The 26,939-nt window shown below is 47.9% G+C and carries 33 protein-coding genes; 16 read left to right on the top strand and 17 right to left on the bottom strand.

The annotated features are described in order from the left end of the window. Positions 1-15: 15 nt before the first annotated feature. The 5 genes from TERTU_RS06900 to TERTU_RS06880 all read left to right on the top strand — a co-directional run bounded on the left by TERTU_RS06900 (position 16) and on the right by TERTU_RS06880 (position 3,407). On the top strand, positions 16-1,722 hold the full coding sequence (locus tag TERTU_RS06900; protein WP_015820514.1) for an AAA family ATPase: 1,707 nt from the start codon (positions 16-18) through the stop codon (positions 1,720-1,722). Then, positions 1,715-2,059 carry a NifB/NifX family molybdenum-iron cluster-binding protein gene (locus tag TERTU_RS06895; RefSeq protein WP_015819994.1) on the top strand — a complete coding sequence of 115 codons (345 nt, stop codon included), beginning with the start codon at positions 1,715-1,717 and terminating at the stop codon, positions 2,057-2,059. Before TERTU_RS06900 ends, TERTU_RS06895 begins: the two co-directional genes overlap by 8 nt. Continuing rightward, positions 2,056-2,427, top strand: coding sequence for a hypothetical protein (locus tag TERTU_RS06890; RefSeq protein WP_019602353.1), 372 nt, complete (start codon positions 2,056-2,058; stop codon positions 2,425-2,427). The genes TERTU_RS06895 and TERTU_RS06890 overlap by 4 nt, the downstream gene beginning before the upstream one ends. Positions 2,428-2,625: 198 nt before the next feature. Next, entirely contained in the window at positions 2,626-3,180 is a 555-nt protein-coding gene (locus TERTU_RS06885; protein ID WP_015817225.1) for a leucine-rich repeat domain-containing protein, read from the top strand. Between the two features lie 20 nt (positions 3,181-3,200). Then, positions 3,201-3,407 (top strand): hypothetical protein, encoded by a 207-nt coding sequence (locus TERTU_RS06880; protein ID WP_015819981.1) that lies wholly within the window; start codon positions 3,201-3,203, stop codon positions 3,405-3,407. Between the two features lie 45 nt (positions 3,408-3,452). Here TERTU_RS06880 and TERTU_RS06875 read toward each other — a convergent pair whose 3' ends face one another. Further along, positions 3,453-3,734 carry a DUF6156 family protein gene (locus tag TERTU_RS06875; protein ID WP_015817425.1) on the bottom strand — a complete coding sequence of 94 codons (282 nt, stop codon included), beginning with the start codon at positions 3,732-3,734 and terminating at the stop codon, positions 3,453-3,455. A gap of 47 nt (positions 3,735-3,781) precedes the next feature. On the opposite strand from TERTU_RS06875, the gene TERTU_RS06870 reads away from it, so the two are divergent. From TERTU_RS06870 to TERTU_RS06845, 6 genes are all read left to right on the top strand, one after another. Then, complete coding sequence (locus TERTU_RS06870; RefSeq protein WP_015820786.1) at positions 3,782-4,111, top strand: YegP family protein; 330 nt, start codon at positions 3,782-3,784, stop codon at positions 4,109-4,111. A gap of 7 nt (positions 4,112-4,118) precedes the next feature. After that, entirely contained in the window at positions 4,119-4,739 is a 621-nt protein-coding gene (locus TERTU_RS06865) for a hypothetical protein (protein ID WP_015820205.1), read from the top strand. Between the two features lie 407 nt (positions 4,740-5,146). Next, on the top strand, positions 5,147-5,782 hold the full coding sequence (locus TERTU_RS06860) for an alpha-ketoglutarate-dependent dioxygenase AlkB family protein (RefSeq protein ID WP_015816852.1): 636 nt from the start codon (positions 5,147-5,149) through the stop codon (positions 5,780-5,782). Then, positions 5,782-6,405 carry a glutathione S-transferase family protein gene (locus TERTU_RS06855; RefSeq protein WP_015818819.1) on the top strand — a complete coding sequence of 208 codons (624 nt, stop codon included), beginning with the start codon at positions 5,782-5,784 and terminating at the stop codon, positions 6,403-6,405. The genes TERTU_RS06860 and TERTU_RS06855 overlap by 1 nt, the downstream gene beginning before the upstream one ends. A 265-nt stretch (positions 6,406-6,670) precedes the next feature. Then, positions 6,671-7,321: an LON peptidase substrate-binding domain-containing protein gene (locus TERTU_RS06850; protein ID WP_015820704.1), complete on the top strand. Its 651-nt coding sequence runs from the start codon at positions 6,671-6,673 to the stop codon at positions 7,319-7,321. 384 nt (positions 7,322-7,705) lie between these two features. After that, on the top strand, positions 7,706-8,089 hold the full coding sequence (locus TERTU_RS06845; RefSeq protein ID WP_015820313.1) for a NifB/NifX family molybdenum-iron cluster-binding protein: 384 nt from the start codon (positions 7,706-7,708) through the stop codon (positions 8,087-8,089). 49 nt (positions 8,090-8,138) lie between these two features. Here the strand turns inward: TERTU_RS06845 and TERTU_RS06840 are convergent, their stop codons facing one another. The 9 genes from TERTU_RS06840 to nifH all read right to left on the bottom strand — a co-directional run bounded on the left by TERTU_RS06840 (position 8,139) and on the right by nifH (position 15,642). Continuing rightward, positions 8,139-8,357: a Nif11-like leader peptide family natural product precursor gene (locus tag TERTU_RS06840; RefSeq protein WP_015819303.1), complete on the bottom strand. Its 219-nt coding sequence runs from the start codon at positions 8,355-8,357 to the stop codon at positions 8,139-8,141. Positions 8,358-8,386: 29 nt separating this feature from the next. Next, the gene (locus tag TERTU_RS06835; protein WP_015820800.1) at positions 8,387-8,836 is read right to left on the bottom strand and encodes a hypothetical protein; all 450 of its coding nucleotides are present in this window, start codon (positions 8,834-8,836) and stop codon (positions 8,387-8,389) included. A gap of 403 nt (positions 8,837-9,239) precedes the next feature. After that, positions 9,240-10,001, bottom strand: coding sequence for a 4Fe4S-binding leucine-rich repeat protein (locus tag TERTU_RS06830; protein WP_015818081.1), 762 nt, complete (start codon positions 9,999-10,001; stop codon positions 9,240-9,242). Positions 10,002-10,010: 9 nt separating this feature from the next. Then, a complete protein-coding gene (locus TERTU_RS06825) occupies positions 10,011-10,277 on the bottom strand; it encodes a DUF6129 family protein (RefSeq protein WP_015819100.1) in 267 nt (88 codons plus the stop codon). After that, positions 10,277-10,981, bottom strand: coding sequence for a dinitrogenase iron-molybdenum cofactor N-terminal domain-containing protein (locus tag TERTU_RS06820; RefSeq protein ID WP_015816974.1), 705 nt, complete (start codon positions 10,979-10,981; stop codon positions 10,277-10,279). The genes TERTU_RS06825 and TERTU_RS06820 overlap by 1 nt, the downstream gene beginning before the upstream one ends. A gap of 15 nt (positions 10,982-10,996) precedes the next feature. Continuing rightward, positions 10,997-11,206: a putative nitrogen fixation protein NifT gene (gene nifT / locus TERTU_RS06815; RefSeq protein ID WP_015818714.1), complete on the bottom strand. Its 210-nt coding sequence runs from the start codon at positions 11,204-11,206 to the stop codon at positions 10,997-10,999. A 244-nt stretch (positions 11,207-11,450) separates the two neighbouring features. Continuing rightward, positions 11,451-13,022 (bottom strand): nitrogenase molybdenum-iron protein subunit beta, encoded by a 1,572-nt coding sequence (gene nifK / locus TERTU_RS06810; protein ID WP_015820326.1) that lies wholly within the window; start codon positions 13,020-13,022, stop codon positions 11,451-11,453. A 141-nt stretch (positions 13,023-13,163) separates the two neighbouring features. Next, positions 13,164-14,645, bottom strand: a complete 1,482-nt coding sequence (nifD, locus tag TERTU_RS06805) for a nitrogenase molybdenum-iron protein alpha chain (protein ID WP_015817787.1) — start codon at positions 14,643-14,645, stop codon at positions 13,164-13,166. A 118-nt stretch (positions 14,646-14,763) separates the two neighbouring features. Then, positions 14,764-15,642, bottom strand: coding sequence for a nitrogenase iron protein (gene nifH / locus TERTU_RS06800; protein WP_015818692.1), 879 nt, complete (start codon positions 15,640-15,642; stop codon positions 14,764-14,766). A 404-nt stretch (positions 15,643-16,046) separates the two neighbouring features. Here nifH and TERTU_RS06795 point away from each other — a divergent pair, with 404 nt between their 5' ends. From TERTU_RS06795 to modC, 5 genes are all read left to right on the top strand, one after another. Further along, entirely contained in the window at positions 16,047-16,895 is an 849-nt protein-coding gene (locus tag TERTU_RS06795; protein ID WP_015819810.1) for an SIR2 family protein, read from the top strand. Positions 16,896-16,933: 38 nt separating this feature from the next. After that, on the top strand, positions 16,934-17,497 hold the full coding sequence (locus tag TERTU_RS06790) for a hypothetical protein (RefSeq protein ID WP_015818518.1): 564 nt from the start codon (positions 16,934-16,936) through the stop codon (positions 17,495-17,497). A gap of 381 nt (positions 17,498-17,878) precedes the next feature. Then, positions 17,879-18,640, top strand: a complete 762-nt coding sequence (gene modA / locus TERTU_RS06785) for a molybdate ABC transporter substrate-binding protein (RefSeq protein WP_015818035.1) — start codon at positions 17,879-17,881, stop codon at positions 18,638-18,640. An 11-nt stretch (positions 18,641-18,651) separates the two neighbouring features. After that, positions 18,652-19,344 carry a molybdate ABC transporter permease subunit gene (gene modB, locus TERTU_RS06780; RefSeq protein WP_015817327.1) on the top strand — a complete coding sequence of 231 codons (693 nt, stop codon included), beginning with the start codon at positions 18,652-18,654 and terminating at the stop codon, positions 19,342-19,344. Between the two features lie 5 nt (positions 19,345-19,349). Next, positions 19,350-20,423 (top strand): molybdenum ABC transporter ATP-binding protein, encoded by a 1,074-nt coding sequence (modC, locus tag TERTU_RS06775; RefSeq protein WP_015816855.1) that lies wholly within the window; start codon positions 19,350-19,352, stop codon positions 20,421-20,423. A 106-nt stretch (positions 20,424-20,529) separates the two neighbouring features. On the opposite strand, the gene TERTU_RS06770 is transcribed toward modC, so the two are convergent. The 7 genes from TERTU_RS06770 to TERTU_RS06740 all read right to left on the bottom strand — a co-directional run bounded on the left by TERTU_RS06770 (position 20,530) and on the right by TERTU_RS06740 (position 26,921). Next, on the bottom strand, positions 20,530-21,255 hold the full coding sequence (locus tag TERTU_RS06770; protein ID WP_015817356.1) for a dinitrogenase iron-molybdenum cofactor biosynthesis protein: 726 nt from the start codon (positions 21,253-21,255) through the stop codon (positions 20,530-20,532). 349 nt (positions 21,256-21,604) lie between these two features. Continuing rightward, positions 21,605-21,871 carry an RnfH family protein gene (locus TERTU_RS06765; RefSeq protein WP_012779308.1) on the bottom strand — a complete coding sequence of 89 codons (267 nt, stop codon included), beginning with the start codon at positions 21,869-21,871 and terminating at the stop codon, positions 21,605-21,607. 323 nt (positions 21,872-22,194) lie between these two features. Next, complete coding sequence (locus tag TERTU_RS06760) at positions 22,195-22,956, bottom strand: electron transport complex subunit E (RefSeq protein ID WP_015820915.1); 762 nt, start codon at positions 22,954-22,956, stop codon at positions 22,195-22,197. Then, the gene (rsxG, locus tag TERTU_RS06755; RefSeq protein WP_015820283.1) at positions 22,953-23,609 is read right to left on the bottom strand and encodes an electron transport complex subunit RsxG; all 657 of its coding nucleotides are present in this window, start codon (positions 23,607-23,609) and stop codon (positions 22,953-22,955) included. Before rsxG ends, TERTU_RS06760 begins: the two co-directional genes overlap by 4 nt. Beyond that, positions 23,606-24,706, bottom strand: coding sequence for an RnfABCDGE type electron transport complex subunit D (locus tag TERTU_RS06750; protein WP_015819734.1), 1,101 nt, complete (start codon positions 24,704-24,706; stop codon positions 23,606-23,608). Before TERTU_RS06750 ends, rsxG begins: the two co-directional genes overlap by 4 nt. Beyond that, positions 24,703-26,220 (bottom strand): electron transport complex subunit RsxC, encoded by a 1,518-nt coding sequence (gene rsxC, locus TERTU_RS06745; RefSeq protein ID WP_015818707.1) that lies wholly within the window; start codon positions 26,218-26,220, stop codon positions 24,703-24,705. The genes TERTU_RS06750 and rsxC overlap by 4 nt, the downstream gene beginning before the upstream one ends. Positions 26,221-26,393: 173 nt before the next feature. Then, positions 26,394-26,921, bottom strand: coding sequence for an RnfABCDGE type electron transport complex subunit B (locus TERTU_RS06740; protein ID WP_015817771.1), 528 nt, complete (start codon positions 26,919-26,921; stop codon positions 26,394-26,396). Positions 26,922-26,939 lie beyond the last annotated feature (18 nt).

The following is a 26,939-nucleotide window of genomic DNA, read 5'->3' as shown; positions in this document are numbered from 1 at the left end:
GAATTGTGAGTTCGCATGAAGCTACAAATAGACCGGCCATTTGTGGAGGCGATGGTATCCGAGTTTGAAGAACTCGGATTTCTCGCAGAACAACTTAAGTTTGGTAATCGCGCGGAAGCAACGCTACAGCGTTTTACCGCGCAACACATGGACTATTTAAAACAGCTTTATACGGACTACGGGCCGTCAATGATGGGCCACGTTGCACACATCAGCACATTACAACGTGCGATGTGTGCCAACGATGAAAAATTCGGCAAGGGCGATCTGGAAAAGCTCGTTCCCGCTGTATCAACATTTCTCACAGAAAACGCCCAGCGTGGCTGGATGTTCAAAATCAATACTGCGGGTAAAGCGCTGCCCTACCTGGTTACCCGAATTGATTTTACCCCGCCAGGCGAAGAAGAGAGTGGGCGCCTTCTCATCGAGCTTAAAACCAACAGTCTCGGCAAAATCCAAACTGTAAACATCAGTATCCTCGACAAAGATATTGAGGGTAAATCGATTGCAGAAATATTTGCTGAAAAGGGATTTTTACGCGAAACCCCCGAACTGCTCGAAGCCTACGACACCTCCAGCGAAAAATACTTCCGTTGGCGCAGTGCTTACGGTAAACAGTTTCTGGCGCAAGGCACAGGGATATTCGCAGAAGACCCCAGCGCGAGCCACCGCAATCAGGATTGGTCCCGCAAAAGTGTTGTCGTGCTTTCTTCATCCGGCAGCGCAGCCAAACTCGTCAACGATGAAGAGATCCTGCAAAACAGGGAACTTACTCTGGACGCGCCGGGCAACATCCTCGCCAAATACTTACGCAAAGCGGGGCGCAGCGTAAACTTCAGTGACAAGGTTGAAAAGGCTACGGAAGCGGTGGCCAACGCGATTCCGGACACGCTATTTACCGAATTGCCCGTTCACGGTTATGTGCTCATGTTCCATCTCGATCTCCATCACCATCTGTGGGTGCATGTGGACGATATGCAGGAGTACATTTACCAGCCCGAACTTAAAGACAAGCTCGTACTGCCACCGGAGCAAACAGATCTCATAGATATTCTTACTGCTGAAATGGATATGCTGATGGACGATATTGTCGAAGGCAAATCCGGCGGTACGACAGTGCTCTGCGCAGGCCCGGCCGGAGTGGGAAAAACCCTCACCGCAGAAGTCTACTCGGAAATCATCCGCCGACCGCTATACCGCGTCCATTCAGGCCAGCTCGGTCTTAATGTTACTGAGATGGAGAAAGCACTGAAAGATACTCTCACCCGCGCGCAGCGTTGGGGGGCGGTAATGCTTATCGACGAGGCTGATGTTTACATCAAAAGACGGGACGACAACATCGCCGCCAACGCCGTAGTGGGCGTATTTTTGCGTGTACTTGAATACTTCAATGGTTTGTTGTTTCTCACCACCAACCGCGTACACGATATTGATGAGGCGATCGTCAGCCGATGCATTGCGTTAATAAAATATCACCCGCCTGAGCTTGAAGACCGGGAACGGATATGGCAGGTGATGAGCGACCAATTCGCACTGAACCTGAGTGGCACGCTTGTGCACGATCTGGCTGAACGGTTTCCGCAGGCTTGTGGGCGGGATATAAAAGGGCTTGCAAAACTCGTCGCAAAATATTGTCAATATAAGTCGGTACCCCCTGATATGACGGTGTTTGAACGCTGTTGTATTTTCCGAGGGCTGGAGGCCAAAACACCCTATGGCTGAGCAACCTCTACAGAAACTTGCCGTCGCCAGCAAAGACGGCATATCGATTAATTTGCATTTTGGTCACGCCGATACCTTCTGGATTTACACGGTCAGCGGTAAAGAAATCGCTTTACTGGAAAAACGCGAAGTCGATAAATACTGTCATGGCCACACCGGCAGCCAGAGTGCAATGCAAAAAATCCTCGCCACTATCAACGATTGCACCGCTGTATTTTCTGCAAAAATCGGCGATGGCCCCACCGAAAAACTGCGTAAAATCGGTGTGTTTGCCGTATCCGATTACGCCTATGAAGCGGTTGAAGAATCACTGCTCGCCTACGTAAACGACCGATGACATCCCCGCTGAAAGACTGGCTTGCAGCCAACCCCATGTCTCCATCTGATGTGGACTGTGCTACTACCGTGATGCTCAAAATTCTGGATGGAAAGTGCAAGATGAAACCCGTTGAAAAGCAGGTTATGAGCCTGCTCTACGCATCGGTATCGCACCTTCCCGGCAACCTGTTCGACGAAAGTATGCACCAGTTTATCGAGCGCACAAGGCACTCGCTGACAGAAGATATAAAGCTCGAAATCTACGAACAGCGCGTGCTTGCAGAAACCGTCTTATCCCGCCCCGTCATGAAAGAGTTTAAAGCGCGTATACGCAGCGCCGGCCTATTTGCCGCCTGCGACATACAAGCCACCGAAACATTGTCGTAAACACGACACTCCCCTGAACACGCTTCCCGGCGCTTTTCTTAAAAATTTCCCTGTAGTTTCAAGCAGTTCGCGCCTTGCGCTGGATCAACTTCGACAAATAAAGACTTGGCCAATATATTGCTATTTAGCTTTGTGTTGACCTCAAACAACCGTGTTTAATTTTCTACGACCCTGGAAAATTTGGAAAGGTGAAAACGTATGAAATTGAGTGACATCCCTTTTGAAGACGAAGCGCTACGTGCTGCGGTATTGGCCACGGGAGTGGAAACTGCCGAAGAGGTGCTGGAGATTCGCGCACGAAAATGTCAAATCGAAAAGGCGAGCGGGCTGGAAAATTTTCCTAACCTGAAGCTACTGGACTTAACCCGGAACCGCCTCACAGAAATTGATTTAAGTGGTAACCCCAACTTGGAAGAAGTGTATCTGGGTAATAACGAGTTGGAAGAAATAGATTTTAGCGCGAACAAGAAGCTCAGCCATGTGGAGGTATTTATTAACGACCTCTCAGAGCTGGACCTCAGTTCCTTGGCGCTGCTCGAAAATCTATATGCATCAAAAAACGATTTGACGGAGCTGGACCTTTCCAACAACCCGAAAATTGAACAAATCCAAGTCAGCGATAACGAACTGGAAAGCCTGATTTTACCCGACGAATGCAAGCCATTCGCGATCAAAATCGAGAACACCAAACTAGACGACATTACACGTGAAAAGCTGCAGACACTTGTCTCAGCACACAACCTTAAAATGTAATTTTAAAGGAGCATATTCCCATGGCCGAATTTTTCATTTCTCTCGATAAAGAAGAAAGCACAGCAGCCCACAAAATCCACAACAGCAACTGCGCTGAACTCCCTGAGGCCAGCACACTTCGCTACCTGGGCTCATTTGCCAGCGGCGATGCTGCCTACACGAAAAGTCGTGGTTTTTACGACAAAGTAAGCTACTGCCCCACTTGCTTTGCACAGGCATCTGCGTAGTTGAGCACACAACCCTGGGAGTATCAGCGCCAGGGTTGTCACTGACTACTTGTTGTAGTCAATGCGTTGCTCTTCGCCGTCGGCGTTAATGATATCAGCCCTCAACAAGGCACCATCAGATCCGAAATGATAAGTGTGCGAAAGTTCCACATCCCCGTACACAACTTTGTGGATCACATATTCTCTGCCGACATCATCGAGCAACGCGCCAAAAAATGTGTTGCGATTGTCAATCTCCGCTGGATCCAACGGATTTACCAGTTTCATCGGCAATTTTATTCCAGTGTAGGAAAGATAGTATCTATCGTAGAATTCATTAGCTTTCATAGCACACTCCATTATTTTTACGGCGCATAATTTAGCGAGGAAAAACCATGGCTGCAACCTTTCAATTACTCCAGCAAGACGGAAACTACACTTTCGCACTGGTTAGCGAAAAGGGCGAAAAAATGTTGCTCGGCGGGGAATTCGATAGCCGCGAAGATACCGAAAAAGCCATCCAGGATGTACGCGTCGGAAGCTTAATGAGCCAGCAAATCGCAGCAGGAAAAGTCGCAAGCGGCGAAATGTTTTTCGTAATAAAGGATAGTTCAGGGCAAATTATCGCAAAAAGCTTGCTATTCGATAATCAGATGACCTTTGATGCCGCATTACACAACGTTAAAGACAACGCTTGTGTTGCCGAAATTGCGGAATTAGCGTGAGGTTATCGTGAGCCCAGATTTCAAAATAGCCAAGGAATTAGCCACTATCTATTCCACCGCTGCGGAATGGCAGCGAGTCACCCAAATTATTTTGGGAATGCTGCCAAACAACGAATTCAAGTCGCTGTTCAAAAAAATGGCCGACACGCTGCCAGGACTATTTCCTGTAGTGACGGAATCCGTGGCTCCGTTGCTTCGCATTCAGGAATTCGCTGATTTCGAGCGCGATTTTGACAGCATACAGGCAAGTTACCAACAATCCTTTCTTTCTCAGGCGAGCAAGCCCCGGCATTATGCAGAAGCGACCCATGAACTCTATTTAGAGCTGGTTCAATTTAAAGAAGTGAAAACCAGCTACCCCATATTAAAACGCAGTTATTCAGATCTATACGATTATATGGATAAGTGGGTCACTAATGACGCCTGGTTAGTGATGAGCTGCGATGTCGTATTTAAATCGACGAACCGTTTGTTATTGGATTTCGCGAATCAAAAAAAACAAGATTCCGAAGAAGCTTTCTTGCTATTTAGCGGGTTTGTATCGCCAATATCGACGTTACTGACAGCTCTTGAAGCGCTATATCCCGCAAAACTCACTACGCCAACATCGGCGCTAGAAACAGCTTAAACACGCTATTTGCCTTGCTACGCGAACCACCGACGTTTAAATACTGGATGCGTCACCCGGCGCTCGCAGCCCCATCAAAATAGGCAACCTGTTTCGGCCACACTAGTTCACATATTAACTATGTGTGGCACAATTTATTCGTCGGTATTAAACCAGCACAACTATTCTCAGAAATTACCGTTACCTCATTTTGTGAATGTATTGTGTCAATTGCGACGAAATTGATGTCACCAATATCACACCGCAGCGGATCGCAATATCTAACCCTCTGAATTTACAAGATTTTTCTCGCCAGCCAATTGGCCGCGCTTTTGCTACTCCCTTGCGACTAACTGTTTAAATATGGGGCCAGCCGCGTTTTGTTTTAAATAGTCGAATATTTGAAAAGCGCGAATAGAGGTAAGCTTATGTATGACGACGTAGTCGCAATAAACGAAACACACGCATCCGCAAGCGAGAATTCCCTATCAATCGACGGTCTGCTAAAGCCGTTAAAATTACCTTTTGGCCGCGACATGTACGACCATCTGCTAAGCCAGTTAGAGCAGAGCATTCCTTGGCAGCAGGATTCGTTCGTCAGTTTTGATCGACGTTTTACTATTCCCCGCATGCAGGCATGGTTTGCCGACGACGGATTGCAATACCGCTATGCCGACAATTTAATGCATACACAACCATGGCTGCCCGAACTCTTACAATTAAGACAAATAATCAATAACGCAACTCAGTGTGAATTTAACGCCGTACTCGCTACTCTATATCGGCATGGCAACGATCATGTTACATGGCACTCGGATGACGAGCGCGAACTCGGGTATGCGCCGGTTATTGCATCACTCAGCCTCGGTGCCACCCGATGTTTTCAGTTTCGCCATAAGGAAAACGATACCAAAGGTGAGATAAGCCTTCACCACGGCGATCTAATCGTTATGGAACCCGCCTTTCAGCACTACTGGGAACACCAGGTTCCCCCGCAACCGGATGTGCTAGAACCACGAATTAATCTCACCTTCCGACGGGTGTATAGTGAGGCAACCTATTAATGCTCAATTTTTACATGACACCCGGTTCCTGTTCGACCGGCATTCATATTTTATTAGAAGAACTTGATTTATTATTCAGCGCCTATGTACTTAATCTTCCTGCTGGAGACACACAAAAACCTGATTTTCTTGCGATCAATCCTAAGGGCACTATTCCTGTACTAGTGACCGACGAGGGCGTCGTGCTGACTGAATTTGCATCTATCGCTTGGTGGCTTGCAGTAAAGCACCCAAAAGCCGGGCTGCTTCCTGAGGATATAACATCGCAAGCCCAGGTCCTCGAAATACTGAACTATGCAGTGAGCACTATTCACGGTCACGGGTTCACTCGCATATTTACACCAGAGAGGTATCTGTTTCGAGAGGAAGACAAAGAAGGCATTCTCCGTCAAGGCAAATCACTGGTCGCGAAGGGGTTCAATACGATCGAAAAGCAATTTGGGGGTAAAACCGGATATCTATTTGACCAATTTACCATCGCAGACGCCGCTCTTTTTTATGTAGAGTTTTGGGCAAACCGCACGGAACTTCCCCTCCCACCATTCTGCCGCCAGCATTTCAACACAATGATCAGCCGCCCCGTGGTAAAGCGGGTGCTAGCAGAGGAAGGCTATCGCGTCTGATAACCGTTGCGTAGATAGTAATTCAAACGCGGACCAACCACTCTCGAACACGCTTAGTTAATGGCGGTTTCAACGAACCATCGTGTCACTCGACAGCGTCGTCTCTTGATGTCGTCGTCTCTTGACGTCGAAGTGACATACCGCGCCAAACAATCAACACTACCCAAAGCCACTAGGCAGTACCACCGAAATCTCGCTCTAGTGCAGCCGCGTCTAGCTAAGGTAAACTAACTGCCCTAGAGTCATCTGAGTGATTTAAGTGCCCATGTCGGATACCAATTTTGAGAACCGGTTAGCAGTTTTTCCGTTAAACATCCCGCTTTTACCCGCCTGCCGTCTTCCGTTACAAATATTCGAACGACGCTACCTCGATATGGTCTCTGATTGCCTACAAACAGATTCGGGGTTTGTTATCCCCCTGTTGAAAGAAGGGAGTGAAGACCAAGAAGTGCTCAAAGACCTGCCAAAGGCCGCAAATAGTCCAGACTTACCCTTTTACAGGGTTGGTACACTCGCGCATATCGAAGATTTTGGCCAACGGGAAAACGGACTTCTTTCACTATCTGTTGTGGGAACGCAGCGATATGTTCTCGATGATATAGTCCAAGGTCCCAGTGGACTTTGGAGCGCAAGCGCCAAGCCGCTGGATGAAGACGGCATACTGGATAGCAAACTGACCACCTCGCTAACCCAATATCTGGAGGACGCGATAACCGAACAAACATGGCAACAACTTGGCCTTGAACGAGAAGCACTAAGCGGTGAGCAGGTAATCAATTATTTAGTTACCCTTCTCCCTCTGCCAAGTCAATTGAAACAAATTCTGATTGAAACCGATCTTCTTCCAGTGCGGCAACAAAAACTAGTCGATTTTATACGATTACTTAGCGCAGACGATTCACAGCCATCCCAATAGGGGGAGTCCTGCGTAATAAATAGTTTTTAATAAAAATTGCACGCAATGACTCACAGCGTTTATTCCACCACCGCACCCAGCTAAAGCTAAATAGCCTCGGAATTCGGCCTTTCAAGTTCACACTTGGAGCTAAATCGTGGCGATCGCATCTGTAAAAAGCGACCAGATAAATTTGTGTGAGCTGATATCCGTTTTGCGAACATAGATTTCGCGGTGTAGCAAATCATCTATAACGTACCTCAATAGTAAGCGTACGACTGGCGCCAATTTTTATATTTTTTCGGCGACAAACAATTACAAAAACCAAGCGTACGGATTTGCCTCACATCAACGTGGGCCAACACAATACCGGTATTATCGTGTTGACATTACGAGGAGCTGACAATGAACAGAGAACTAATAGCTGTTGCACTGCAACGGGACGGAAAGGTATCACCGCATGCGGGCCGAGCACTGATATGGCAGGTATACAACATTGAAAATGGTAAAAAGGAAGCAGTTTGGAAAATTCAACTGACAGAAAAGTCGAGCTTGCATGAATGGCACGTACGAGGCGATGGTAACCGCCATCCTATACACGGCGTTGAATTCGCAATAGCTGGATCAGCGGGTGACGGCGTAATTCGACGCCTGGCAGAACGTAATACGACGTTGCTATCGACATCTGAAACCGACCCCGATAAAGCAGTAGACGCCTACATTGCTCATGAATTGCCCGCGCCCAGACCCCATAATATGGAATTGTGTACCGGGCATGCCGTTATGTAAAAAAATGCCGTGGTCAAGTGGCGAGCTTGATCACGGCATCAGCGGAAAACTAAACGCGCAGTAACGCTTTTACAAGCTTCTCACTGAGCTGGTCTTCGGTAAATTGAGGTTCGTTAGGCGGATAAAGCTCGACCTCGTCCATAGCGAAACCATATTCGGTTCCTAAAGTAAGCATATCACGTATTTTTTGGCACTCTTTCAGCTTGCCGCCCAATTCTGAATTTTCACGAGCCGCATCTGAAAAGGCTTTTATTTGTTGCAGTGACATTCCTGATTTCTCCGTACTAAATAATTGAATTAATTAGCGTAGTATGCAGCGCGCAGGGCAACCAGGGAGTTGCCACTCAACTCTTTGCTGTCTGCCGCACGCACGACGCTATATACGCCGGCACTTATAACAACTTCTTCGCCTTGCTCAGCAAAGGCAACAACATTTTTTTCGGGGTTTAGCACACGCTTGTAAATGCCACCCAGTGACTCATTAAACGTAGCGACAATTCCCGCATGAGGAGGATGATCCACTACAACCCACCAGGGAGCGGCAACAGAATCATGTGGCCAGGCCGTGCCCACTGACTCTGCTGGTAAATAGCGCTCGACCAGAACGTCACCTGCAACGCCGTGCTGCAGACGCGGTGCAGAATCGGCTCCGCCTTCGCGAAACTCCAGCACTTCCGGCTGTAAAAAGGTTTCCGCCGCTGCAAGCGTGCGGTATTTACTTCCATCCAAATTAGCATGTTCAAACATATTAGCCCCCGGCGTATGTCCAACTTAAAAAATACAAAGCACACGTGCTTCGGTTTCAGGCTCCTATCAGCTTATTCGTACCGCTTATTCCTACAAACAAGAAAACTGTTTATTCACCCACAAACAACCAATTTTCACGATAAACGATAAGAGCCGTAATTTTTAACAACAATCAAAACGATTTATTTATAAAGAAAATCTAAAATAACTAGCCGAATACAAAACCATTTCCACACAAATCAAGGGTGAAAAAACATTTTAAATTAGGATTTAATAGGCGATAGAACGCAAAATATGATAACGCCTCTACTGTAATGATCGACATACACGCGCAGGAGCAACTGGAGTTAGAGTTACAACAAAGTATCACCTGCGCAAAAGGTCATGCGCTCCGCTGACTGACTTATGTGTCAGAAGTTTCCAGGCGTTCGCTAATAGCGATTAACACCTCTTCATCTTCCTCGTCCAATCGACACAGCTCCTCAAGCGGCGCATTTTTTACCGCCTCCAATCGAACTGTCCAATCCTCGTCGCTCAACAGGGGTACGACATCGGCACCCGTCAAACGTTGGGCGATAATACGACGGACCTCCGGTTCACGATCAGAAGCCATTAGACCGAGACTCTCTTCCGGCAGTCGACCAGCAATAATTTTTCTGACCTGAAGGTCAGGATCTCTAATGAATCTGAACAGACGACCTTCACTCAACCGCTGAGCGACATAGGCACGCACCAAATAATCACGGTCGTCCGCCATTTTTTCCAATTGCTCTAACGGAATTCGGTCGGCGACGGTAATTCTCACCTCGCGATCTTCATCATCCATTAGCTGAAAGAGCTGCTCTCTCGGAAGTCGGTAGGCTACGGCCCTGCGAACAGCTTCGTCCGGGTCTTGTATCAGTCGGTCCAACGCATCTATCGGTGAATAACGTACCGCGATAGCCCGCCGCTCCCAAAAGTCATCGCGTAGATAAACTTCTGCGTACTGCGGATTGAATCGAAAGAAACGATCTATCTGACGACCGCTATCCACTTTTACGCAAACGTCGCCTGGGGAGCAACGACCACTCATAAGGAGGTTTGCTCGATACGAGCAAAACCGACAATCGGCGATAGGCGTTCTATCGTCAGGGCCGTCGAAATTTCCGTCAGTTGGCTTATTCACTATACGTCTCTATTCTTCAATCAATTCCGCAAGAACGAATCCACTTGCGCTCTCGAGATCGTTGGTGAGCACGGAACAGTGGTCCATAGAGTTAACCACATATATATCGAACCCTTCACCCTCGTATACCGGCTTGCCGGAGTGAATGTCATCCTCCATACACCAGGTGAAATGCTTACCCGGAAACTTCGTTCGTAACTCGGCGATGACTGCTTCAGATAAACCGTTTGTTTTTACGAATTCGGCAACGTCGAAAAGCTCTTGTTCTGCAATCATCAGCTATTTTCTCCATAAAGTTTTACGCCAAGTGAAGGTTTACCCATTGCTTTCACCAGCCACGGTGGCGGGCTGTCTTGCGCGAGTACGGCCTGCAGCCTGCGCAACGCAACATGAGCCAACAAGGGTTTACCTAACTGCATGACATGTAACCCAACTTTTACAACTTTCGCAGTCGCAGCGGCACCAATGGAGATTGTGTATAGCATCGAACAATCTTCGATTAGTTTGGCTCGGGCTGCACCGCGCTCGGTAGCTTTAATTTTTGGCGAAGGCTCGCGTATGTCTATCAAACGTATATAGTCAGGTGATACCTGATATATAAGAAATCGCATACAGTCGCTGAACTGGCCATCGATATTTTCGCCGCGATTCGATGAACATGCGATCCTCACCGAACCTCTGATTTCGCAAAAAACACCCTGCTCAAGTTCAGGCTTTGGATTTAAAAACTGGCGAATGCCGCGACCTTTTAAAAGTGCAAATGCACGTTCGAAAGTTTCTGACGACACTGTGTCCAGTGACTCGCCTGCCAGCAATTTCACTTTTTTAGCCCGGAGTTTATCGAGCTTTGCAGGCGTAATAGGTTCGCCCATTATCTTAATCAGCAAACCCAAGAATTCCTGCGTGCTGATGGCGTCCAGCTCTTTTACGGCCAGGCCAATTCGCAGCGCGACTTCTTTATCAAGTGGCTGTGTATTCACAGCGAAGCCCCGCCTTTAAAGGCGTTTCGCGCGCACAGTGATCGGGAGTTTGGGCGTCGCTATAGGTTCAAGATAATACGCAGAACCGTCAGCAAGCTTTACTTCACCACCCCAAGTCTCTTCTGTGTCGTGCTCAATTGAAATAATATCTTCTTCCAGGTCTCGCTTAGCGACGTACAACGTCAGCTTTCCGTCCATATTTTTTCGAATCATCACGCTTGGCATTTTGTTCTCCGCTAAATTAAAAGATGCCGGAGTTCGTGCAAACCGGACTCCCCCCGGCAAAAGGTGCAATAATCGAGGGGAAACTCTACTCGTAAAACCAACCACCAGGAGTTGATCGTTCGAGCTTTGCACATTCGACAGGCAACGCTTAACAACAGGCGCTACACAGCGAATCCTCCTATCGCATCCAGCAAATCAAAAGCAGTATCGACCCATTTGAACCGATACTGCTGGGGTTACGATATTAGCGAACCAAGTCGTAGTTGTAGTCAGTGGTTTGCATACCGCGAGTTTCGTCATCAAGACGCTCAAGTACAGCATTGACCAGAGTAGTCAACATCTGCATAGCGCCTTCGTAGCCCATAGTGGTCTGACGATGCAGGTGGTGACGGTCGAAGATTGGGAAACCAATACGGATCAGTGGTACTTCATGCTCTTCACCTTTGTACAAGGTATCGCGCTGAATGAACTTACCGTAAGAGTTACCAATCATGAAGTCTGGCTTGTTGGTAAATACCAGTGAGCGCATATGCCACAGGTCTTTACCCAGATGAACTTCGCTGTTTGAACCGTAAGGAGAAGTTGCCAGTATCGCTTCCATCGCCTTTTTCCAGCGCTTGTTAGCGTTGTGGCAAAGGATGTGTGTTGGCTCGGCACCCAGCTCCATCAGGAACTTGGACATACCCATGACGAAATCTGGATCGCCCCAAAGCGCAAATTTCTTGCCGTGCATCCACGCGTGAGAATCCGTCATCATATCAACTAAACGACCACGCTCTTTGGCAAGACTATCAGGAATCGGTTGACCAGAGATTTCGCTGACTTTCATCAGGAATTCATCTGTCCACTCAAGTCCCATCGGGATGTTGATGCGAGGAGCTTCATGCTTCCAGGTATTGCGCACAAACTTCTCAGTTTTTACCAGCTGCCAAGCTTGCAACAACAAAGTGTCTTTCGCGTTAGGTGCGTCTCTCACTTCGTCCTGAGTCGTGCCGCCAGAGTACATACGGAACTGACCGTCAGCAGGGGTATCCAGAACTTCTTCCGGATCAGAAAGCAATTTAAACGGTACGTCCATTTCATTAAGCATGCGCTTAATAACACGGTAGTTACCAAGATAGGTCTCGAAGCCAGGAACGATATTAATTTGACCGTTGCTGCCAACTTCTTTGTCTTCCATGTAGTTAAGGGTAAAGTAACGAATAATACCCTCAAACATGTTATCCCAACCGGTAGTGTGGCTACCAACGAAACTGGGCGTATGAGCGAAAGGAACTGGGTAGTCCTGAGGCACGTGACCTTCGTTCTTCGAGTTATTGATGAACGCATTAAGGTCGTCGCCAATTACTTCAGCCATACAGGTAGTTGATACCGCAATCATGTCAGGCTTGTACACTTTCATGCAGTTTTCCAAGCCGTCTTTCATGTTTTGCTGGCCGCCGAATACCGCAGCGTCTTCAGTCATGGAATCTGATACGCAAGAAATCGGCTCTTTAAAATGACGGTTAAAGTAGGTACGGAAGTATGCAACGCAACCTTGTGAACCGTGTACGTATGGCATAGTGTTCTCAAAACCAAGAGAGCACAAAACGGAACCCAGAGGCTGACAAGCTTTTGCAGGGTTAACGGTGAGCGCTTCGCGCTGGAAGTTCAGCTCTTTGTATTCTTCCGTAGTGGTCCACTGGAATACTTCGTCGATTTTTTCCTGCGGGTGCTTTTCTTCAAAATTATCGCGCTTGTTAGCAAGAGTGTCGCGATATTCTTGTTCACGGAACAAGGGATAACTTGGTTTGATGTCTTCAACATCCTGACTCATGACGATTCTCCTTCCGCGTCACTAATCTGTGAACGAGCGGATTTGAGCTCCAGACACGAGCTGTGTTCGTCGCGTAAGACAAATACAGACTCGCGCTGGAGGAGTTTATCTATTCAGAAAAATAGCGATTAGCGCACCAAATTAAGCGGTTGCTGCCAATTCTTCTGTAGTGGTATCAGATTTTTTCCAAGGTGCTGCCAGTTTATGCCAGCATGGATTGTTCAGTGTCATATCCATGTCGCGTGCGAAAATCGCAAAGCCATCGAAACCATGGTATGGACCTGAGTAATCCCAGGAGTGCATCTGACGGAAAGGGATACCCATTTTCTGGAAGATATACTTTTCCTTGATACCAGAACCGATCAGGTCTGGCTTAACCTTTTTAACAAACTCTTCGAACTCATAGCCGGTAACATCATCGTACAGCAGAGTCGCGTTACCCATTTCTTGCAGAGTACGGTCGTAGTCATCGTTGTGACCAAATTCATAACCGGTACCAACAACTTCCATGCCGAGATCTTCGTACGCACCAATCACGTGACGTGGACGCAGACCGCCAACGTACAGCATGACGCGCTTACCTTCGAGGCGTGGACGGAATTTGTCGATCACAGACTGCCACTCAGGCTGATACTTAGCGAGTACTTCTTCACACTTAGCCTGAATGCTTTCGTCGAATTGTGCTGCGATTTTACGCAGAGATTCAGCAGTTTTGGTTGGGCCGAAGAAGTTGTACTCCATCCAGGGGATACCATATTTCTCTTCCATATGGCGAGAAATGTAGTTCATGGAACGATAGCAGTGAACCAGGTTCAACTTAACTTTTGGTGTCAGCTCCATTTCAGACAAGGTGCCATCACCAGACCACTGGGCAACCACGCGCAAGCCCATTTCTTCAAGCAAAATACGTGAAGACCAAGCGTCACCACCGATGTTGTAGTCACCGATAATTGCTACGTCGTAGTCGGTTTGCTCGAAGCTGTTATCTTCGTCGCGTGCGCCCAAAACCCAGTCGCGGACGGAGTCGTTAGCAATGTGGTGACCCAAAGACTGAGACACACCGCGGAAACCTTCACAACGAACAGGAACAACAGTTTTGCCGTGTTCTTTTTGTTTGGATTTAGCCACAGCTTCAATATCGTCACCGATCAAACCAATTGGACACTCGGATTGGATAGTGATGCCTTTGTTCAGTGGGAACAATGTTTCGATTTCGTCAATCAACTTAGCAAGTTTCTTGTCGCCACCGAAAACGATGTCTTTTTCCTGGAAGTCGGAAGTGAAGTTCATGGTAACAAAGGCATTAATACCTGTAGTACCGATGTAGTAGTTACGACGTCCAGCACGTGAATACTGTCCACAACCAACAGGGCCGTGTGAGATATGAATCATATCTTTTACCGGACCCCAAACAACACCTTTAGAACCCGCGTAAGCACAACCACGAATGGTCATCAAGCCAGGTAAGGACTTTTTGTTGGAAGTGATACATTTTTTGCTTTGTTCCAAAGAAGTATCGTTAGGTGAAAGGTGCTTCTCACGATTCTTCTTCGCTTTTTCTGGATAAACTTCCAGAACTTCTGATATGAGGGCTTCAACCTCTTCGCGTGACATTTCAGACATGATTGTGTCTCCTGAAAGTGTGTTTTCGGGTAATAGGAGCACAAGGATTTGTGCTCCTAGCTAGGCTATTTCGCCCGCCCCGCCGTGAACTTCCTGGACTAACAGCAGGGTTGCTTAATTAAGCTTCGAGCTCAGCTGCTGTTTTACCGATTACGCTTTCGTCTTCTTCTTCAAGAATACCGAAGTCCATCAACAGTTCTTCCAACTCGTCCATAGTTACAGGAGTAGGAATAACCAGTTTTTCGTTGCTGATAATTTTCTGTGCGAGTTCGCGGTACTCATCTGACTGCTTGGCAGCAGGATCGTACTCGATGCAAGTCATACGACGGATTTCTGCACGCTGTACCACATTGTCGCGAGGGATGAAGTGAATCATCTGAGTACCCAGACGCTCAGCAAGAGCGATAATGAGTTCGTCTTCGCGGTCAGTATTACGGCTGTTGCAGATCAGGCCAGCAAGACGCACACCGCCAGAGTTAGCGTACTTAACGATACCTTTTGAAATGTTGTTAGCAGCGTACATCGCCATCATTTCGCCAGATACAACGATGTAGATTTCCTGAGCCTTGTTTTCACGAATAGGCATAGCGAAACCACCACATACAACGTCACCCAGTACGTCGTAGAATACGAAGTCGAGATCGTCTTCGTAAGCGCCTTCTTCTTCCAGGAAGTTGATGGCAGTGATTACACCACGACCAGCACAGCCAACACCGGGCTCTGGACCGCCGGACTCAACGCACTTAACGTCGCCGTAGCCAACTTTCAATACATCTTCCAGTTCCAGGTCTTCAACGGTACCGGCTTCTGCAGCCATTTCCATGATGGTGTTTTGAGCCTTGGCGTGAAGGATAAGACGGGTAGAGTCCGCCTTAGGGTCACAACCAACGATCATTACTTTTTTACCAGCCTCAGCCAGAGCAGCTACAAGGTTTTGAGTAGTGGTAGACTTACCGATACCACCTTTACCGTAAATCGCACATTGACGCATTGCCATGATACTAATCTCCTCAGTTTGTTCGTTTCGCATCGTCTACCCCACGCACGCTGAGCGCAGACATACGCTGGGTATAGAGCAGGCTTTGTGCCAAAGCCCTTACCAAAGCATAAAGGCATTGATTTAAAAGGATTTTTTAGATTCTTCGGGTCACACACATACCAGTATTGTTAGTTACAAACGGGCCTTTCGTTGTGTCAATAACGACAATGCGACAAAGGTTATTTTTTTAATCAATTTCTTCTCTTTATTTGTCACAAAGCCAACAATTTGTTTCTCCCTTCACGTTATTAATCTGTAACGCCAAAAGTTTTTCTTTAAATTTCAATAGCTTTTAATTGGCTTAGTAATTGCTCCTGCTGAACCTAATAATTAAATTCATTCTCAATTCCAGGAGTAAGACTGTGACATCCGATCTCAATCAACTAATAGAAGGTATACGAACAGGCTCCATTGTTCCTTATCTGGGGCCAGGCACTCTCAACGGTGTAACAAATAAATTGGACGGCGCGGCGATTCCTGCAGACAGCGATAGCCTGATAATGGCGATGACAAATGGTCAGCCGATGTCGCCACGTTTAATGTACGAATTCCCCCGCGCAGCGATGCATATAGAAAACAAAAAAGGCCGCAGTTTTATCGAAAACTTTTTAACCAAAGTTTATGGCGAAACACAATGGAGCACCTCTGAACTACATGTCGCGCTGGCAGAAATGGGAGCGCCTTACGTTATCGATGCAAATCGAGATATTCAGTTGCTTCAGCAATATAGTGATCGGGAACATACATTAATCGTCGGCGCTGCCCGCTTAGCGGCTCACCCATATCGCTTTGATATATACCACTTCGCCAACGGCAGCTACACGCTGATTGAGCAAGACCAGGTAAACACTAAAATTCCCGCCATCTTCAAACCAATGGGCTGCCCTCTGCCTAAACCCAGCTATGTAGCCTCAGACGCAGACTTCGTCGACTATATAACTGAGTTGATGGGTGGCTTTGCCATTCCTACCTGGCTGAAAGATTACCGCCAGGAAAAACAATATTTGTTTTTGGGGATGCGTTTCACACGCGACACCGAACGTATGGTCATGAGCGATTTGATCTACGGAGCAAATAAAGAGCTTAGCGGCTGGGCACTCATTGCAGATCCAACCGATAAAGAAAGAAAGTTTTTGGACAAGAAAAATATTCAGCTTATAGAGCAGGACTGGGTATCACTTTTGGAAATTACTGCGGAAAACGCCGCTTAAACACACTTAAAGTCTACAACTAGACATGGGGAAATTTTATGATATTAGAAACTTACGCACAAAACGCCCTGCTCTGCAATGTGAGCGTCAATGGTGAAACATCGTCCAGCGGCCTATATGCTTTTCGTGGCGATATGGTTGTTGAAGAAGGTGAAATTGCTGATGCCCAAGGCCGTCGCCACCCTCCTAAATCCGTCGTCAAGCAAGCGGTTGTGCTTTGCAACGCAGAAAAAATTACAGCTATTGCAGGCGCGGTTGACGACCTTGGCTACCTGCCGGGTTTTATCGCCAAATATAATGCCGACTTCGCCGATGGCATAATTATGCTGTTTTACGTTGCTAACGTTAACCGTCCAATGATGGTAGCCATTGAGGGTTACCAGGCCGTAGTCATCCCACATGACGATGGCGCTGTCTGGACCATGCTGATGGATGATTTGCGCATGGAAAAATCCGACTTTAAAGGCCAGAGTGCGGAAGATAAAGTTATTACTATCGTCGACGCTCTTAAAGAGTTTAATCCTAAGTACGAAGAAAAAAGTTTCAACGATGCGCTCAGCTTCACAGTAGAAGTGAAAAAAGAAGCGCGCGGCCCAGTTTAAGGGCCATATTTAGCGTTGAGTTAGTTCCCCACGCTTGGAGTTAGCTCAACGCGAAATAGCACATAACACGATGCTAACGTTCGTGAACAATCAACTTACCGCTTTTAATATTACGTCATCGCAATATACTTATATTGCTAAGCGAATATAGTAGTGCTACGCAAATATAGCGCTATACATATACACACCAGCCGAAGCGTACATTAAATTGGAACGCACCGCATAACGCTCACAGGCGCCAGCATTTCATCTCATAGATCCCCTACCCGCTCGATCTTATATCGCGTTCCCTTGCTGTCGTTTAGCGGCGATGTTTTACTCATAGCAGCGCAACTGTGAATACAGTAAACTGGACTTTTAAACGCCAGTATTGGAGTGAATATGCGAGCTGTGCCTCTTGCGATTTTAGTTTTTACCTTTGCTCTCACAACTGTTTGTCAGGCGGCAACAGTAAGAGTGGCAGTGGCTTCCAATTTTTCTGGTCCGATGAAGAAAATTGCTCGCGAATTTGAGGCAATCAGTTCCCATAAAGTAGTATTAACTTTCGGCTCATCAGGCAAGTTTTACGCACAAATCCGCAGCGGCGCGCCGTTTGACGTCTTTTACTCTGCAGACGAGCAAAAGCCCACACGACTTGTTTCAGAGCATCTGGCGGAAGCCAAAAGTCAGTTTTGCTACGCAGTAGGCGTGCTAGCACTCTGGAGCGCAAACCGACCACAGGTTGTATTAAACGAGCGAACCCTGTCACAGGCCTCATTCAGTAAATTAGCTATAGCGAATCCTCGCCTTGCGCCCTATGGTGCGGCTGCCGTGGAGGTGATTAAAACCCTGGGACTTTGGGACGCATTACAGAAGTCACTCGTTCAAGGTGAGAACATCACTCAAACGTTTCAGTTTGTACAAAGCGGGAATGCTGACCTCGGTTTTGTCGCACTTTCTCAATTGCAACTACAACCCGAAACTTCGGCCAATACCTACTGGATAGTTCCTGATTCTCTCCACACGCCCATCCGCCAGGATGCAATATTGTTAAACCGTGGCCAGGATAACGCTGCTGCAATGGCGTTATTGGAGTTTACAAAATCAGCAAAAGCACGCACTATTATTGAGAATTTCGGCTACCGAATCCCTGACTCTGATTAAACCGATGCACTATGGAGCTGTTTTCCACTGAAGATCTGCAGGCGATCCTGTTGACGTTAAAGCTAGCGACTGTTGTGACATGCGTGCTCATTATCATTGGTACGCCTTTGGCGTGGTGGCTCGTGAACACTCAATCGCGGTGGAAATCGTTTGTCAGCGCGTTAGTGGCACTGCCTTTAGTGCTACCTCCCAGTGTTATCGGATTTTACCTGCTACTCGCTATGGCGCCTGATGGGCCCATTGGTCATTTTACAACTCAGCTGGGACTCGGCACCTTGGCATTTACTTTTCCAGGCCTTGTTCTAGCTTCTGTGGTCTATTCGCTCCCCTTCGTTGTACAGCCGATACACAATGCTATTGATGCCCTCGGGAAACGGCCACTCGAAGTCGCAGCCACGTTACGTGCAGGTCCTTGGGATACGTTTTTTAATGTTGTGCTGCCACTCGCAGCGCCAGGCTTTATCACGGCTGCCGTGCTCGGATTTGCCCATACAGTTGGCGAATTCGGTGTTGTTTTAATGATCGGTGGCAATATCCCCGGGGTCACCAGGGTTGTATCCGTGCAGATTTACGATCATGTCGAAGCCCTGGATTACGGTCGCGCCCATATACTTTCCCTTACAATGATCATCTTCTCGCTTCTCGTGTTAGCTGCGCTCTACAGCATTGGAAAACCCTCCGCCCACAAACTGAGCAGGTCCTAGCTTCGATGACGGGTATAGGTATTAAGCTTGACCTCCAGCGGAAAGACTTCCATTTACGGATTAACACTACGCTCCCAGCAAAAGGGGTGACGGTAATATACGGGCACTCTGGGTCTGGTAAAACAACGCTCTTACGGGCACTCGCGGGTCTAGAAAATATCCCTGGAGCAGACATCCAGTTTCAAGATAGCCTCTGGCAAAAAGCTCAACAGTTTGTGCCCGTTCACAATCGCCCACTGGGCTATGTGTTTCAGGAATCCAGTTTGTTTGAACATCTGAGTGCGCGCAAGAACCTGTTATTCGCGCAAAAGCGGGCTGACAAAAGCCGTTGTAAAATCGATTGGGAACAGATAGTCGAGCTACTGGGAATAGGTGACCTCCTGGACCGGTTTCCGGCACAACTCTCCGGTGGTGAACGACAACGAGTGGCTATTGCGCGTGCGTTGCTGGTACAACCAAAACTCTTGCTAATGGACGAGCCCCTGGCATCCCTCGACCAGGCGAGAAAACGAGAAATTCTCCCCTACCTCGACAAGCTAAAACGTGAGCTAGACCTCCCGATGGTCTACGTCACCCACTCCCCAGAAGAGGTCGCGCACCTGGCAGACTACCTCGTAGTTCTGGACAAAGGCGAGATCGTAGCCAGCGGCAACCTGGCAGAGACACTGACACGTCTGGATTTTCCGATACACCTGGGCGAAGAGGCTGGTGCAGTCCTTGAAGCTAAAGTCGTCGAAAGAGACGCGCACTGGGGTTTGAGCAAAATAGAAATATCCGGTGGTCACCTCTGGTTTCGAGACAACGGTATCGCGGTGGGAGAATACGTTCGTATTCGAATATTTGCTCGGGATGTGAGCCTCGCGGTCACACCCCACGATGATACAAGCATTATTAACTCTATACCCGCTACGGTTCTGGAACTCGAGGCGGATAACCACAAAGGTTTAATGCTTGTAAGACTACAATTGAACGACGATATTATTGTCGCTAGAGTAAGTACACTGTCGTGCCACAAGCTAAACGTAGAGCCGGGTAAACGATTTTGGGCACAGATAAAATCCGTCGCTATTGTGCAGTAAGCAATGCTAAAGATCGAATATGTTTTTCCGTTCGAATACACTTACCCAGTTAACAAAAGGCAGACAGCGGTAGCTTGCCTGCTAGGCAGATGTGGAAGTGGGTATGTTAAACAATGTCTTCTTCCGAACTGTGTTCGAAGCGAATACGTTTTTCTGCAGAATCGCCTAGGTGTTTCGCTAACCATGGAGGTGGCGACCCGGCCATAACCTTTTGGAGCTCGGCCAATATATCGGCCGCCTCACCGCCTTCAATTTTTTTGATGGGATAAACACCTGCGCGAACAACCTTAGCCGCCGCAGGGCCGCCCACAGAAACCACATATAAGACCTGACAATCAGCAATCAGATTAGCGCGGAACGCGTTGCGGTCATCGGAAAGATCAGCCTCGAGCGCAGAGCGCAGATCAATCAGCTGATAGGAGTCTACAGTAACCTGATAGACCAAAAATCGTAAGCAACTGCCAAAATGACCATCAAGCTTCTCTGCCGTATTCGACGCAATAGCGACACGAACAGAGCGCGCTGGAATCTCTTCCAAGGGTGTGACTTCGGGAAGATCTTCTACATTTGCCTCACCCCACAAAATGCGTACAGCCTCTTTCATTTCAGGCAAACCAATGCCTATATCTTCCCCGTCCTCTTCCCCATCGGCACTGGCGAAACCGGTTTTCAGGTCTGTAACAGTTATCGTCGTTAGGGTTTCTTCGTTAATTTCACCTTCGATTCGCTGATGAATTATCTCCAGAAGCATGCCTACGTCTATGCCGGGTAGGACCCTGGCTGCCAGTGCAATTCTTAAAGCGGATTCTCTATTTATTTGGGGTACGGACATATGCTACGCCTCAAAAAGGGGAAAGATTCATTGCTCGATAAAAGAGGTTTTAATAATTTCAATGTTCCAACAATCAACTGTGACAAATGGAGAAACTCCACTCCAAATGCGTATCTATAAACCTGGCGATTAAATAGATGATCCCATATATTTAATCGCGCACACTTGAAATACTGGCGAAAATGTATGAATTTTCTGATATTTCAATGAACTACATTGCCCATCGGGCGATGGCGGTGCTTCCCTGCCCCAATTAGTAACTTCGCAAGTTTCATTGCCAAGCCAATAGAATCATGCAACATCAGAATCTAAAACCTTTTCCTGCATCCACCAATATGGATCGTTGTATTTAGTCATCGTCGTCTTCGTCATCATCATCGTCATCTAATACGCGTGTGATTTTCCTGTATATCTCGATACGATCACCTTCTTTTAGCACGTTATCCAGCTTTACAAATCGACCATAGATACCGATTTTGTGGCGTTTAAGATCAATATCCTGACACATGCGTAGAATACCCGACGATTCAATTGCATCACCAACGGTGGTGTTGTCATCCACATGACACTGCAGCATAACCTGCGTTTCACCAGCATATATCAATCCTACTCTCATAGCTTCCTACCCTCAGCCATAACGTTCTACTATCTGTAGTGATGTATCTTTACGAGACTTAAAATACATAAACTCGAGATTCTATTTCGCGTCGCCAGGCACCTGATGCACTGCAAACGCTATAACGACCTGTACAAACCCACAGCCACAAGCCCAACAGATATTTTTTGAAAAATTAAGCTACCCGACAGATAACTCTATTTTTCTCATGTTGCTGCCAACCGCGCTCTTTAACCAGCATTGGAGAAAGCCGATTCATTAACTACCCTTCCCCTCAACCTGTCTTTTAGCTCAACCTGCCTTTTAGCTCAACCAATGGGTGTTCAGGATTGAATAGCAACGAGATCTCCGCCCTCATCAGACTTACCGGCCGCAGCGATGCGCTCGTCCACCACGCGCTTTAAGGCAATCATAATTCCCAACACGATAAAACCACCGGGCGGCAATATTGCTAAAAGAACACCCGAGTCGACCTCGACGAAAGTAATTTCAAGCCATTCAAAATGACTACCTAGTAAAGATGAAGCGTGAGCAAAGAGTGTACCGCTGCCTAAGATTTCGCGGGCACCACCCAGCAGAACCAATGCCCATGTAAAGCCCAATCCCATGCCGACACCATCGGCTAAAGCGGCCATCGGAGGCTGTTTCATCGCAAACGCTTCGGTTCGACCGAGTATCGCGCAATTGGTTACAATCAAGGCGATAAACAAGCCAAGCACTTTGTAGAGTTCATGCATCCAGGCGTTCATTGCTAAGTCGACCAAGGTAACTGTGCCCGCAATTATTGCAATCATTACCGGGTTTCGCACTTGCGCTGGTATGGTATGTCGCAAAGCAGATACAAGAACGCTCGAAATGATCAGTACCGCCGTCGTAGCAATCCCCATTCCCAGTCCGTTGGTGGCAGATGTGGTCACCGCCATCACGGGGCACAGCCCTAGGAGTTGCACAAGCGCTATATTGTTTTCCCAGATACCGAAACTAAAGTAATCGCGATAGCGTTTAACCGCTTCACCATTGGTCGACGCACAGCTCGAGCAGTCGTCGTGAGAATCGGGTGATTGCTCGCTGAGTTCCTGATTCATGACTGCTCGCCCTCCGCCTTAGCGTTTTGCAAAAGTTTTTCGGATTGTCTTGCGTAAAACTCAAGTCCACTCACCACGCCTTTTACAACAGCACGCGGTGTAATTGTCGCGCCAGTGAATTGATCGAACTGACCCCCGTCCTTCTTTACTGCCCACTTTTCTTTTGCGGTATTAGTTAAAGAAAGACCATTAAAACCCAATATCCAATCACTCTTATCCGTTTCAATTTTGTCCGCGAGCCCCGGTGTTTCCTTGTGACTCAAGGTGCGTAAACCGACTATTTCTCCTTGGGGCGTTAGCGCTAACATTAAAGTAATTGTGCCACCATAACCTTCTGTTTCGACCTGAAAAACAAATGCGCTCGCAGTTCCATTCTTAGTCGCGGTATAAACCTGAATTGGAGAATCCGACAGCGATGCATCGACTATTTCGGTAGCGTTGTGAAGCGGGTCGTTGTCAAAATATGCCTGTGGCAGTACTTGCGCCAATATAGCCTGTCGGTCTTCCGCTAGCCGGGCCTGAATAGGTGCATAAGTTTGCTGTTGACCAACGACCAAAAGAATCGTCACCACCGCACATATAAATCCGAGAATGCCGCCTTGATAATCAACCCGATTTCGCAAGCTCTCTAAATTAATTGCTAAGGCTGTCATCGTCGTTTGACCTCTCTAGCTAGATCAACTGAAGAAAGCGGTGGTAAAGGCTTTCCACCCGGTAGTCGACCATACACCCTGGGCCGACAGTAGCGATCAATCAGCGGCGTGAGTGAATTCATAAACAAAACGGAAAATGCCACCGCTTCCGGAAATCCGCCCCAATTTCGGATAACAAATACCAATAGTCCGCACCCAGCGCCAAATATTAGTTTCGCTAGCCGGCTAATGGGTGAAGTAATCGGGTCTGTTGCGATAAAAAATGCACCTAACAGAACACCACCCGAAGTTAAGTGAAACAAAACACCGGCATAATTTTCACCGTCAGCAACTTGGAAAATCAGCGAAAAAACCGCTAGAGTTGCTAGCATAGAAACAGGTATTTCCCATCGAATAATACGCCGCCACATTAAAAACACTGCACCGAGTAAAACCAATACTTCGGAAGTTTCACCCATACTGCCTGCACTCATGCCTAGCAACGCTTTCCACCAGACGAAGTCATTGGCTAATACATCACTCGCAGAATGATCCAGGGTTAACGCTGTTTTCAGGTGGCCAAGCGCTGTTGCGCCTGTAAGCGCATCAGGCGCTGGCGCTGATGCGAAGGTTATTGAGAGACTTTGCAGTAAAGTTGGTGCTAGCTCCGATCCCAAAGGCGCAGGCGCGACCCAGCTGGTTAACTGCACAGGGAAAGTGATTAGTAGCGCAGTACGTGCCAGCATAGCCGGGTTAAAAATATTCTGGCCAATTCCACCATACAACTGCTTACCCACTGCAACGCCGAAAAACGCGCCGACAACGCCAATCCACCAAGGAGCCCAGGGTGGCAAGGTAATGGCGATCAGCCATCCAGTAAGGAGTGCAGAACCATCGAGAACTCTGTACCAAGGTTGTTTTAACCAGTACAAGCACAGTAGTTCAGTGAAAACAGCTGCCGCGCAAGTTACAACAAACAGAAATATTGCCGGCCATCCGAACAGGTATAAGCCAAACAAGGTGCAGGGAACGAGCGCAAAACAAACCTGTAACATTACGTAGGTAACGGAGTTTCCCGTATGCGCGAAGGGTGAAGAAAATACCGTAGCATCGCTCATACAGACTCCTCCTCAGACGGCGACTTTATTTCATCAGTCTCTGCAGGTTTTGTGGCAGTGACCGGTTTCTTTTTCGCCGCTTTTTTAGCAGCTTTTTCGGCTGCTTTGGCTGCTTTCTCTGCATCGATGCGAGCTTGTTTAGCCAAACTTAATTCGACCGTATAGTCCATTTTTTTAGTTGCCGTCCGCTTCGCATCCTGCTCACCCTTTGCGTACTGAAAGTATTGCACTAAAGGAATATGTGAAGGGCATACATAGGCACAGGAGCCACACAAGATGCAATCACGCAGGCCGTAGTCATCGGCACCTTCAAAGTCGTCAGCGCGGGAGCGCGCCGCCATTTCCAGTGGTAGCAAGCCCATTGGGCAAGCTTCGACACAACTGGCGCAGCGAATACAGGGGGATGCCTCTGAACGTGGGACCTCATGTTTTGCCAAGGCCAGCACACCTGTCGCCCCCTTAATTGTTGGCACTTGAGTTGACAGTAAGGGCACCCCCATCATTGGACCGCCCAATATCAGCTTAGCGGGATCGCCATTTAATCCTCCGCACGCGTCTATTAAATGCTGAACCGGAGTGCCCACCAGCGCGTTCACATTTCGCGGCCGATTAATCGCACCACCAGCAACAGTTACGATTCTCGAAACCAATGGTCGGCCGTATGTTAAAGCCTGATGAATCGCATACACTGTACCCACGTTGTGTACCAATACCCCAACCGAAGTGCTACGCGCCCCGGCAGGGACTTCACGGCCGGTAATTTCCTGGATCAACTGCTTGGCGGAACCCATCGGGTACATAGAAGGCACGGCCTCGACTTCTACCATGCCGTAAGGTTCTGCAGCCGCACGCATAGCGGCGATCGCTTCAGGCTTGTTGTCTTCGATTGCTATCACAGCTTTATAGGCACGCAAGATATGCCGAATTAATCGCGCACCTTCAACGATTTCTTCAGCCTTCTCTCGCATCAGCCTATCGTCGCAAGTTAAAAAGGGCTCACATTCACTACCATTGACCAGCACGGTCTTTATTTCGTGACGCGTACCCTGCTTTAGCTTAACAGCAGCAGGAAAGATGGCGCCGCCCATACCAACAATTCCCGCGTTAGCGACGCGGTTGGCCAGAGTTAACGGCTCTTCGTCGTATGGGTCACCGCTCACACCCGTATCAATCCAGCGGTCTTCTCCATCTGTATCAATGATGATTGCCGTAGATTTAAGACCTGAAGGGTGGGGAGCCATTATCTCGGCGATGTCGACTACCCTACCAGAACTTGAGGCATGCACCGGCGCTGATATTTCCGATGGCGCCACTGCAACCATCTGACCTTTTAAAACTTTATCGCCAACTTTAACCACTGGGATTGCGTCAGCACCAGCATGCTGACGCAGTGGAAGATACAGGCGTTCCGGCAGAGGGAGCTCCAAAATATGAAGTGCGGCCGATCGATCTTTGTGACCGACTGGATGCACACCGCCACGAACTTGAGGCAACTTCAATAAACCACGCAACATGACGTCGACGCCTCCCGGGACATCTAAATTTTTTGTTAGTCAAACAGAAACTGTACGCTGACGTTTACTGCCAATACATTTATAAATTCACGTCAGGCGTTGCGAACACACACCATATTTCTGATCAGTTCGCCAAGGGTAGAAGCGAAAAAGTAGCGTTAATTCCAAACGGCCTAGGCCGCGTGCGGTTTGGGCCAGTGCCAGGTGTTGAGCGATTCCTCTTCCGGAGACATTGAGATGCAATTTTCCGGACACGCTTCCTGGCATTTTTTACAGCCAGTACAAGCCGACGATATAACCACATGGATTTGGCCGTTCGCGCCGACTACCGCGTCGGTCGGGCACGCTTTAAAACATTTAGTGCAGCCGACACAAAGCTCCTCATTAATCGCAGCCACTAATGGCTTGGCAACTTCTCCAACGGAATTTGGATCGATGTCCAGCAATTTCGCCAGATCTTCCACCAAGGCGCGACCGCCTGGCGGGCAGAAATTAATACCTATCTCACCATCAACCACCGCCTTTGCTGCTGGTGAGCAGCCGGGAAAGCCACATTGGCCGCACTGACTTCCAGGCAATATATCTTCGATCTCTTTCACCAGAGGATTTTCTTCTTCAACCGCGAAAACCTTACCGGCAATACCCAACAAAAGACCTAAGCCTGCACCCAAAACTGTAATTGCTAAAATGGCCAGTACCATAATCAGAATCCCCACTAA

The sequence above is a fragment of the Teredinibacter turnerae T7901 genome, assembly GCF_000023025.1.
Taxonomy (GTDB): Bacteria; Pseudomonadota; Gammaproteobacteria; order Pseudomonadales; family Cellvibrionaceae; genus Teredinibacter; species Teredinibacter turnerae_B.
The sequence above is the reverse complement of the archived record's forward strand: the minus strand, read 5'-3'. Positions and strand labels throughout refer to the sequence as shown.

Excerpts from the sequence above, each read along its gene's own strand:
- nifH (WP_015818692.1), bottom strand. The coding sequence starts at position 15,642 with ATGGCAATGCGTCAATGTGCGATTTACGGTAAAGGTGGTATCGGTAAG.
- TERTU_RS06895 (WP_015819994.1), top strand. The coding sequence starts at position 1,715 with ATGGCTGAGCAACCTCTACAGAAACTTGCCGTCGCCAGCAAAGACGGC.
- TERTU_RS06840 (WP_015819303.1), bottom strand. The coding sequence starts at position 8,357 with ATGTCACTGCAACAAATAAAAGCCTTTTCAGATGCGGCTCGTGAAAAT.
- modA (WP_015818035.1), top strand. The coding sequence starts at position 17,879 with ATGCGAGCTGTGCCTCTTGCGATTTTAGTTTTTACCTTTGCTCTCACA.
- TERTU_RS06875 (WP_015817425.1), bottom strand. The coding sequence starts at position 3,734 with ATGAAAGCTAATGAATTCTACGATAGATACTATCTTTCCTACACTGGA.
- TERTU_RS06860 (WP_015816852.1), top strand. The coding sequence starts at position 5,147 with ATGTATGACGACGTAGTCGCAATAAACGAAACACACGCATCCGCAAGC.
- TERTU_RS06845 (WP_015820313.1), top strand. The coding sequence starts at position 7,706 with ATGAACAGAGAACTAATAGCTGTTGCACTGCAACGGGACGGAAAGGTA.
- TERTU_RS06760 (WP_015820915.1), bottom strand. The coding sequence starts at position 22,956 with ATGAATCAGGAACTCAGCGAGCAATCACCCGATTCTCACGACGACTGC.
- TERTU_RS06880 (WP_015819981.1), top strand. The coding sequence starts at position 3,201 with ATGGCCGAATTTTTCATTTCTCTCGATAAAGAAGAAAGCACAGCAGCC.
- TERTU_RS06870 (WP_015820786.1), top strand. The coding sequence starts at position 3,782 with ATGGCTGCAACCTTTCAATTACTCCAGCAAGACGGAAACTACACTTTC.
- TERTU_RS06855 (WP_015818819.1), top strand. The coding sequence starts at position 5,782 with ATGCTCAATTTTTACATGACACCCGGTTCCTGTTCGACCGGCATTCAT.
- rsxC (WP_015818707.1), bottom strand. The coding sequence starts at position 26,220 with ATGTTGCGTGGTTTATTGAAGTTGCCTCAAGTTCGTGGCGGTGTGCAT.
- TERTU_RS06835 (WP_015820800.1), bottom strand. The coding sequence starts at position 8,836 with ATGTTTGAACATGCTAATTTGGATGGAAGTAAATACCGCACGCTTGCA.
- nifT (WP_015818714.1), bottom strand. The coding sequence starts at position 11,206 with ATGCCAAGCGTGATGATTCGAAAAAATATGGACGGAAAGCTGACGTTG.
- modB (WP_015817327.1), top strand. The coding sequence starts at position 18,652 with ATGGAGCTGTTTTCCACTGAAGATCTGCAGGCGATCCTGTTGACGTTA.
- TERTU_RS06890 (WP_019602353.1), top strand. The coding sequence starts at position 2,056 with ATGACATCCCCGCTGAAAGACTGGCTTGCAGCCAACCCCATGTCTCCA.
- TERTU_RS06790 (WP_015818518.1), top strand. The coding sequence starts at position 16,934 with ATGATATTAGAAACTTACGCACAAAACGCCCTGCTCTGCAATGTGAGC.
- TERTU_RS06770 (WP_015817356.1), bottom strand. The coding sequence starts at position 21,255 with ATGTCCGTACCCCAAATAAATAGAGAATCCGCTTTAAGAATTGCACTG.
- TERTU_RS06825 (WP_015819100.1), bottom strand. The coding sequence starts at position 10,277 with ATGATTGCAGAACAAGAGCTTTTCGACGTTGCCGAATTCGTAAAAACA.
- nifK (WP_015820326.1), bottom strand. The coding sequence starts at position 13,022 with ATGAGTCAGGATGTTGAAGACATCAAACCAAGTTATCCCTTGTTCCGT.
- TERTU_RS06900 (WP_015820514.1), top strand. The coding sequence starts at position 16 with ATGAAGCTACAAATAGACCGGCCATTTGTGGAGGCGATGGTATCCGAG.
- rsxG (WP_015820283.1), bottom strand. The coding sequence starts at position 23,609 with ATGACAGCCTTAGCAATTAATTTAGAGAGCTTGCGAAATCGGGTTGAT.
- TERTU_RS06740 (WP_015817771.1), bottom strand. The coding sequence starts at position 26,921 with ATGGTACTGGCCATTTTAGCAATTACAGTTTTGGGTGCAGGCTTAGGT.
- TERTU_RS06850 (WP_015820704.1), top strand. The coding sequence starts at position 6,671 with ATGTCGGATACCAATTTTGAGAACCGGTTAGCAGTTTTTCCGTTAAAC.
- modC (WP_015816855.1), top strand. The coding sequence starts at position 19,350 with ATGACGGGTATAGGTATTAAGCTTGACCTCCAGCGGAAAGACTTCCAT.
- TERTU_RS06765 (WP_012779308.1), bottom strand. The coding sequence starts at position 21,871 with ATGAGAGTAGGATTGATATATGCTGGTGAAACGCAGGTTATGCTGCAG.
- TERTU_RS06885 (WP_015817225.1), top strand. The coding sequence starts at position 2,626 with ATGAAATTGAGTGACATCCCTTTTGAAGACGAAGCGCTACGTGCTGCG.
- nifD (WP_015817787.1), bottom strand. The coding sequence starts at position 14,645 with ATGTCTGAAATGTCACGCGAAGAGGTTGAAGCCCTCATATCAGAAGTT.
- TERTU_RS06750 (WP_015819734.1), bottom strand. The coding sequence starts at position 24,706 with ATGAGCGATGCTACGGTATTTTCTTCACCCTTCGCGCATACGGGAAAC.